General features: G+C 36.9%; 8 protein-coding genes. 3 read left to right on the top strand and 5 right to left on the bottom strand.

Features of this window, described 5'->3' with window-relative positions; genetic code table 11:
- Window positions 1-242 precede the first annotated feature (242 nt).
- From WYK_RS05415 to WYK_RS05405, 3 genes are all read left to right on the top strand, one after another.
- Entirely contained in the window at window positions 243-899 is a 657-nt protein-coding gene (locus tag WYK_RS05415; RefSeq protein WP_081704774.1) for a C40 family peptidase, read from the top strand.
- A 263-nt stretch (window positions 900-1,162) separates the two neighbouring features.
- The gene (locus WYK_RS05410; RefSeq protein ID WP_051387327.1) at window positions 1,163-1,828 is read left to right on the top strand and encodes a TVP38/TMEM64 family protein; all 666 of its coding nucleotides are present in this window, start codon (window positions 1,163-1,165) and stop codon (window positions 1,826-1,828) included.
- Window positions 1,829-1,937: 109 nt separating this feature from the next.
- The gene (locus WYK_RS05405; RefSeq protein ID WP_040373564.1) at window positions 1,938-2,918 is read left to right on the top strand and encodes a quinone oxidoreductase family protein; all 981 of its coding nucleotides are present in this window, start codon (window positions 1,938-1,940) and stop codon (window positions 2,916-2,918) included.
- Window positions 2,919-2,981: 63 nt separating this feature from the next.
- On the opposite strand, the gene WYK_RS05400 is transcribed toward WYK_RS05405, so the two are convergent.
- The 5 genes from WYK_RS05400 to kduI all read right to left on the bottom strand — a co-directional run bounded on the left by WYK_RS05400 (window position 2,982) and on the right by kduI (window position 6,460).
- Window positions 2,982-3,758: a substrate-binding domain-containing protein gene (locus WYK_RS05400; protein WP_051387326.1), complete on the bottom strand. Its 777-nt coding sequence runs from the start codon at window positions 3,756-3,758 to the stop codon at window positions 2,982-2,984.
- 20 nt (window positions 3,759-3,778) lie between these two features.
- Window positions 3,779-3,991, bottom strand: coding sequence for a LacI family DNA-binding transcriptional regulator (locus WYK_RS23210; protein WP_051387325.1), 213 nt, complete (start codon window positions 3,989-3,991; stop codon window positions 3,779-3,781).
- 168 nt (window positions 3,992-4,159) lie between these two features.
- Complete coding sequence (kduD, locus tag WYK_RS05395; RefSeq protein ID WP_040373562.1) at window positions 4,160-4,936, bottom strand: 2-dehydro-3-deoxy-D-gluconate 5-dehydrogenase KduD; 777 nt, start codon at window positions 4,934-4,936, stop codon at window positions 4,160-4,162.
- Window positions 4,933-5,595, bottom strand: coding sequence for a bifunctional 2-keto-4-hydroxyglutarate aldolase/2-keto-3-deoxy-6-phosphogluconate aldolase (locus tag WYK_RS05390; RefSeq protein ID WP_040373561.1), 663 nt, complete (start codon window positions 5,593-5,595; stop codon window positions 4,933-4,935). The genes kduD and WYK_RS05390 overlap by 4 nt, the downstream gene beginning before the upstream one ends.
- Before the next feature lie 34 nt (window positions 5,596-5,629).
- On the bottom strand, window positions 5,630-6,460 hold the full coding sequence (kduI, locus tag WYK_RS05385) for a 5-dehydro-4-deoxy-D-glucuronate isomerase (RefSeq protein WP_040373563.1): 831 nt from the start codon (window positions 6,458-6,460) through the stop codon (window positions 5,630-5,632).
- Window positions 6,461-6,673: the final 213 nt, after the last annotated feature.

The following is a 6,673-nucleotide window of genomic DNA, read 5'->3' as shown; positions in this document are numbered from 1 at the left end:
ATCACAAGTTAACTTACTTTTCCAAGGTGTAATTTATTCATAACCTATAGATAGTATCAAAACGCAGCTTTCAATTATATGGAAGATTGCGTTTTTTAATTTCTAGAATAGTTACTCATTGAAACTCTCTTATCTCTATTAATTACCTTTGTTGTATTATATTTGTAATATAGTTGTAATATAACTACTACCATTTTACTAGTATAATAGGTTTAAGAAAGTTCAACTGGGGGTATACTAAATTGGTTAAAAAGATCATTTCAACATTGTTCTTGGGGATTTTATTAGCAACTATGATACCAACGTTTGCAGATGCAGCAATTACTATTAACTATGTCGATGTGCCTATAGATGATTCACTAAATATTCGAAAGAGTCCCAAAGCAACAGCGGCTATCATTACTAATTTAGAGGCTGGTACAGAGGTCAATGTTTATTCCAAAACTAAAGGGTGGGCAAAGATCAGTGCCAATGGTATAGAGGGATATGTTAACAGCAGCTATTTAAGTTCAGAAAAGATTAGTCCTGCCAGCATTTCAAGTTATAAAGTTAAAGCGATTTCAGTAGCTAAACAGTATTTAGGGACAAGGTATCGTTGGGGAGGAATCACACCAAAAGGGTTTGATTGTTCCGGTCTTGTTAAGTATTCATACGCAAAAGCAGGGAAGACACTACCTCGTACTGCTGCCGCTATGTATAAAAAAGGAAGCTCGGTTAATACATTAAAAGCTGGAGACTTGATGTTTTTTGCACCTAATAGAGCATCGAAACCAACTCATGTATCTATTTATATCGGCGGCGGTCAGATGATCCAATCTGCTACTTCTAAAGGTGTTTCAATCGCTTCAATAAGCAACTCTTATTGGAAGCCGAAATATATCGGAGCTAAACGAATTTAATAGAATAAGAGAGACCCTTTAAGTTAGTGCTGCTTAAAGGGTCTTTAATTTTGACCAAGTTTTATCAATAATTACGACGGCTCTTTAGTTATGATATAGTTTTTTGAAAAAACTGTGTATGTAAAGGATTTAACTTCATACCTTTTAAAGTGGGTTTAATCAAGTGTTGTTTATTGAAAAATCAATAATTTATCTATACTATGGAGAGAAATAATGAATTTAACTCAGTACGTGGGAAAGAGTTTAATTACTGGGGGAAGCACATGGGTGGAAATAGAAAGTACTTTAAAATATTTTATGCGCTTATCCCTATTCTATTAGGGTGTTTATTTTATTTTATGAATCAGGATTTGTTTAAAGCGTTGAGCAATGGAGAAACAAAACAAATAAAGCTGCTGTTAACCGATAATATGATTTATTTATATTTGTTCATGCTTATCATTATGGTTATTCAAAACAGCTTTACACTGATTCCTTTAATTCTCATTATTACGATAAACATTTCACTTTTCGGGTTGGTAATAGGGTTTATATGGAGTGTATTTACAAGTATTGTGGCAGCGGTAATCATTTTTTTCTGTATACGGTATCTTTTTCAGGATATGCTGACTAAGAAGGTTAAACCAGAATTGATTCAAAAAGTAGAAAAGAATGGATTTATGTATGTATTCCAGGCGCGGATTTTTCCATTCGTCCCGACTAGTTTAGTTAATATTCTAGCTGGTCTCAGCTCCATTTCCTTTTATAAATATTTATTAGCAACCAGTTTAGGGAACTTTATTTATTTCTTTGCATTAGCTCTTGTTCCGGCAGGATTAATTTCATTAGATTTGAATAAAAACCTACTGTGGGCACTGGTTGGGGCAAGTATCGTGATCTATGTTTGCTTTAAAAAGTTTTATAAGAAGAGAAAAGATTCAGCTAATTAAGGGAAGACGCTTATCATCCTCATGTGATAAGTGTTTTTTATTTTTATGAAACAAGTTCTTAGTCAAATCAAATGATATAATGTCATAAAAAGGAAAAGAGGAGATGGATTTGAAAGCAATTATTGTTACTGATTTTGGCAGCCCAGATGTTTTAAGATATGTTGATATGGACATTCCCGTAATTACTCCATCGCAAGTATTAATCAGGGTAGAGAAAACCAGTGTCAATTATGCTGATGTTAAATCCAGATATGGGAAAAAGGGGAGTAATGTGTTTCCTTTCGTACCAGGGCTAGACGCGGCAGGGGTTATTGTAGAGGTAGGCTCGGAGGTAGACAACTTAAAAATAGGACAAAGAGTGATGGCTTTTCCGTCCGGGGGATCTTATTCAGAATATGTTGCAGCGGAAGCCATGCTGACGTTCGAATTGCCAGATCAAGTTGATTTTGAAATGGCTGCAGCGTGCCCGACGGTTGCATTTCTATCTTATAAGCTGCTTGTTGATATTGCAAGAATTGAACCGGGTGAAACCATTCTTATTCACTCAGCATCAGGCGGTGTAGGAACAACAGCTATTCAATTAGCAAAGATTCTAGGGGCAGGTACAATTATTGGGACGGTTGGGAGTGAAAGTAAAGCAGCGGTTGCACAACATGCTGGAGCAGATCACGTTTTTTGCTATGAAAATGAAGACTTTGCGGACAAGGTGAATCGAATTACAGAAGGAAAAGGGGTGCAGATTGTATTAGATTCGGTAGCGGGTCCTATTACGCAAAGAAGTTTGGCATGTTTAGCATCATACGGGCGATTAATACAATTTGGAAACTCCAGCGGACAGCCGGGTATCATTCAAACGAGTGACCTGCATTCAAGCTGCCGGTCGATACTGGGATTTAGTTTAGGTACTACACGGATAAATCGACCCGAATCATTGAGGCATACAGCTAAACAGGTACTAAATTATCTAAAAGATGGGCAACTTAACATTAAAATAAGCTATCAATTTCCTTTAGAAGAAGCGGAAGCTGCGCATAAACTAATTGAGAGTAGATTGAGTACAGGGAAAATAGTATTAGATGTAAAAAAATAAGTACAAAGACTGTCATCTGACAGTCTTTTTTTTGACCATAACAGCCCGGTTATGGAGTGCTATTTAGCAAGAATTTCTTTCATTGAGTTCAGGAGCAAATCGATAGGTTATAAATGGAGTTTGTGCTTGATTTTCAATTCGCTCCAATAATAGTTCAGCAGCCTTGATCCCCATTTGCGGGATAGGCTGTCCGATGGTGGTAATAGAAGGCTGGTAAAACTCTGAATAATCAACGTTATCAATACTAACAACAGCTACATCTTCAGGTATTGATATGTTCTGTTGTTTCAAATAACTTAGAACTTCACGCAGGACTAAATCATTTCCTGCGACAATAGCTGTTGGGAGGGTATTTTCTGTAAACCTCTGGGACAAAGTGTCTTTTATTTGGTCACTGGGTAAAGAATAAATACTCTGGTTATTAATCTCTAAATGATAAGCTGCCATTGCCTTCTGAAATCCTTCTATTCTCTCCACTCGAGGTGTTATGGGAATATCTATCGGTAAAGTTATAAAAGTTATATCATTGTGCCCTTTCTCAGCAAGCATTGAAACAGCTAAAAAACTGGCTGCGTGATTGTCCAAGAGAACTGAATCAGAAGCGATTCCATCCACTAAACGATCGACAAACACCATTGGAATCGAATGATCAACTAGATAGTTGTAAACTTTAAAGTCATTTCCAACTGGGAAGATAATCATTCCATCCACACGCGTGGAGATGAGCAAATCAATATACTCTTTTTCTTTTTCCGGATCATCTGCAGAGTTACAAATAAATACTTTGATGCCATTCTGCTGGAGACGTTCTTCAACAATACGAATAATTTCAGTAGACAATGTATGGAGGATATTAGCTACTAAAATGCCAATAACCTTTGTTTTTTTACTTTTAAATTTCGAGCATTATCATTTGGACGGAAATCAAGTTCTTTAATAACTTCTTGGATTTTTTCCTTTGTGTCAGCACTCATATATCGATATCGTTGGTTGATGTACTGAGAAACCGTACTTTTGGAAACGCCTGCTTTTTCAGCAACATCGGAAATTGTAATTTTCTTTTTTTTATTCATGGTGTTCTCCTAATGGACAAATTTAGTGTTACAAATTAACTTCATCATAACAAAAGGTAGAACAGGATACCATCGCTGCCAACTATCCGAAGAAAATCTTCTTTTTAGAAGAAAACCCCTAACGATTTATCGCTAAGGGTAGTTTCGTTAAACGAGCAATTTTTAGTATTAACGAACAAGCCATCCGCCATCTACAGCCAAAATATGACCATTCATATAATCGGAGGCTCTGCTTGAAAGGAACACGACTGTTCCCATGACATCGAAAGGAGTTCCCCATTTTTCAGCAGGAATTCTTGATAGGATTTCTTTATTTCTCGACTCATCTGCACGAAGAGCTGCAGTATTGGCTGTTTCGATATAACCAGGTGCTATCGCATTTATTTGAATATTATGACCAGCTAATTCATTGGCAAATGCTTTTGTGAGGCCTGCTACACCATGCTTGCTGGCAGTATATGCAGGGACGAATTTCCCCCCCTGGAAAGTAAGCATGGATGCAATATTAATGATTTTTCCACTGCCTTGCTTAACCATTTCTTTAGCGGCGAGCTGACTAAGAAAATATAATGCATTAAGGTTAATATCCATAACTGCATTCCAATCTTCATCTGTATAGTCTAATAAAGGAGCTCTGCGGATTGTACCAGCATTATTAACGAGAATATCCACTTTTCCATAAGCTTCAAGACAGCCAGCGACAACCCCTTCAAGACTTTCTTTATTTGTAAGGTCTGCTTGATAGAAGACAGCTCTTTGGCCTGTTGTTTCGATTAATTCTTGTGTTTCTTTCCAGTCATCGCTATGGGCGACAATAAATACATCGGCCCCTGCTTTGGCTAGGGCAACAGCATAACCTTGTCCTAAACCAGTATTTCCACCTGTAACGATAGCTGCTTTTCCTTTTAAACTAAAGAAATCCATTGAAAAATCGAGTAGGCTCATCTTAATTCCTCCAAGAGAATATTGTTGTTAGTGACTTGTTTTATTTTTTCTATATATTCTTTCGCAAGTTTAGTAATTTCTGAGTAATTATCATCTTTTGCAGGAGCGATCAAGTTACCACCGATGCCTACTGCGACACAGCCGTTGTTAAGCCATTGATCAACGTTGGTAATATCAACTCCACCAGTAGGCATTAGATTGATATCTGGAAGAGGGCCTTTAATTGCTTTTACATAATCTGGACCAAATGCGCTTCCAGGGAATAATTTAATGACATCTGCTCCAAGAGACATAGCTGAAACCATTTCAGTAATCGTTTCACACCCTGGCATATAAGGAATTTGATACAAATGACATAGTTTTATAATGTCCTCATTGAATGAGGGACTTACAATGAATTGGGCTCCGGCCATAATGGCAATACGAGCAGTTATCGGATCCAAAACAGTACCTGCACCCACAACCATATTGGGGTGTTTTTGATTTAAGTGAGTGATAGCTTCTTCAGCTCTTGGGGTCGTGAATGTAATCTCGATATTTCGTATGCCGCCTTCAAGGCAGGCTTCAGATATTCGGATTGCCTTCTCTGGTGAATTCGCTCTGACTACAGCTACTAAAGGAATATCGGTGATTTTTTGAAGGATTTTCAATTTTTTCATAAGTTCCATCCTTTACTAGATTAATTAGTAAACATTACTTCATATCTGAAAGTGGGAAGGTATCCATATCTTCATACGTATAGTTTTCTCCGGCCATTGCCCAAATAAATGTATAACTGCTGGTTGCTGCTCCGCAATGAATGGACCATGGCGGGGAAATAACGGCCTCTTCGTTCTTCATCACAATATGTCTTGTTTCATCTGGCTCGCCCATCATATGGAACATAATCGCGTCTTTTTTCATATCGAAATACATATAAACTTCTACTCTGCGGTCATGGACATGAGGGGGCATAGAGTTCCAAACGTTCCCGGACTCTAACTCAGTCATCCCCATGCATAACTGACAGCTTTGAATGCCTTTTTCATGAATCATTCTTCGAATTGTCCGTTTATTTGCTGTTTCTTGTGAACCCATCGCATCTCCAGGTACGTCCTTGAATGCTACATGCTGGATAGGGTAATGTTTGTGTGCAGGTGCAGATACTAAATAAAATTTTGCGGGATTAGATTCTGCGTCACTTACGAACTTGATGTCCTTGCAGCCTAACCCGATATATAAACAATCACGATTTTGAAGAATATATTCTTCTCCATCAACAATGATTTTTCCGGAATCCCCAATATTAAAAATACCTAATTCTCTTCTTTCTAAAAAGTAATCGGCTTTTATAAAATCATGACTTTCTAACTTTACTTCTGTAGATACGGGCGTAACACCGCCTACAATAATTCTGTCATCGAGAGAATAGCATAAGGAAACTTCATCTGCTAAAAAAAGATTTTCTACAAGAAAGTTTTTGCGGATCTCCTCCGTACCAAACTGTTTAGCTTGTGTTGGGTGAATCGAATAGCGTTTCTCCATTTTCATATCATAACCTCCTTATATTAGTAAAACGGTTTATTAGTAAATTACTAGATGTTAGCGCTGCCAATAGCTAAAATATATATAACATTTTCCAAATAGTCAAATTAATAAAGTAGTTTAAGAGAAAATATCATAGAAAAACACCGATATTATGTATAATTAGTGAAATAAGAAAAACATTCTGAATATTATTGTTAAAAACCGGTTTAT

The sequence above is a fragment of the Peribacillus psychrosaccharolyticus ATCC 23296 genome, assembly GCF_000305495.1.
GTDB classification, from domain to species: domain Bacteria; phylum Bacillota; class Bacilli; order Bacillales; family DSM-1321; genus Peribacillus; species Peribacillus psychrosaccharolyticus.
This window is presented reverse-complemented; position numbering and strand designations above follow the sequence as displayed.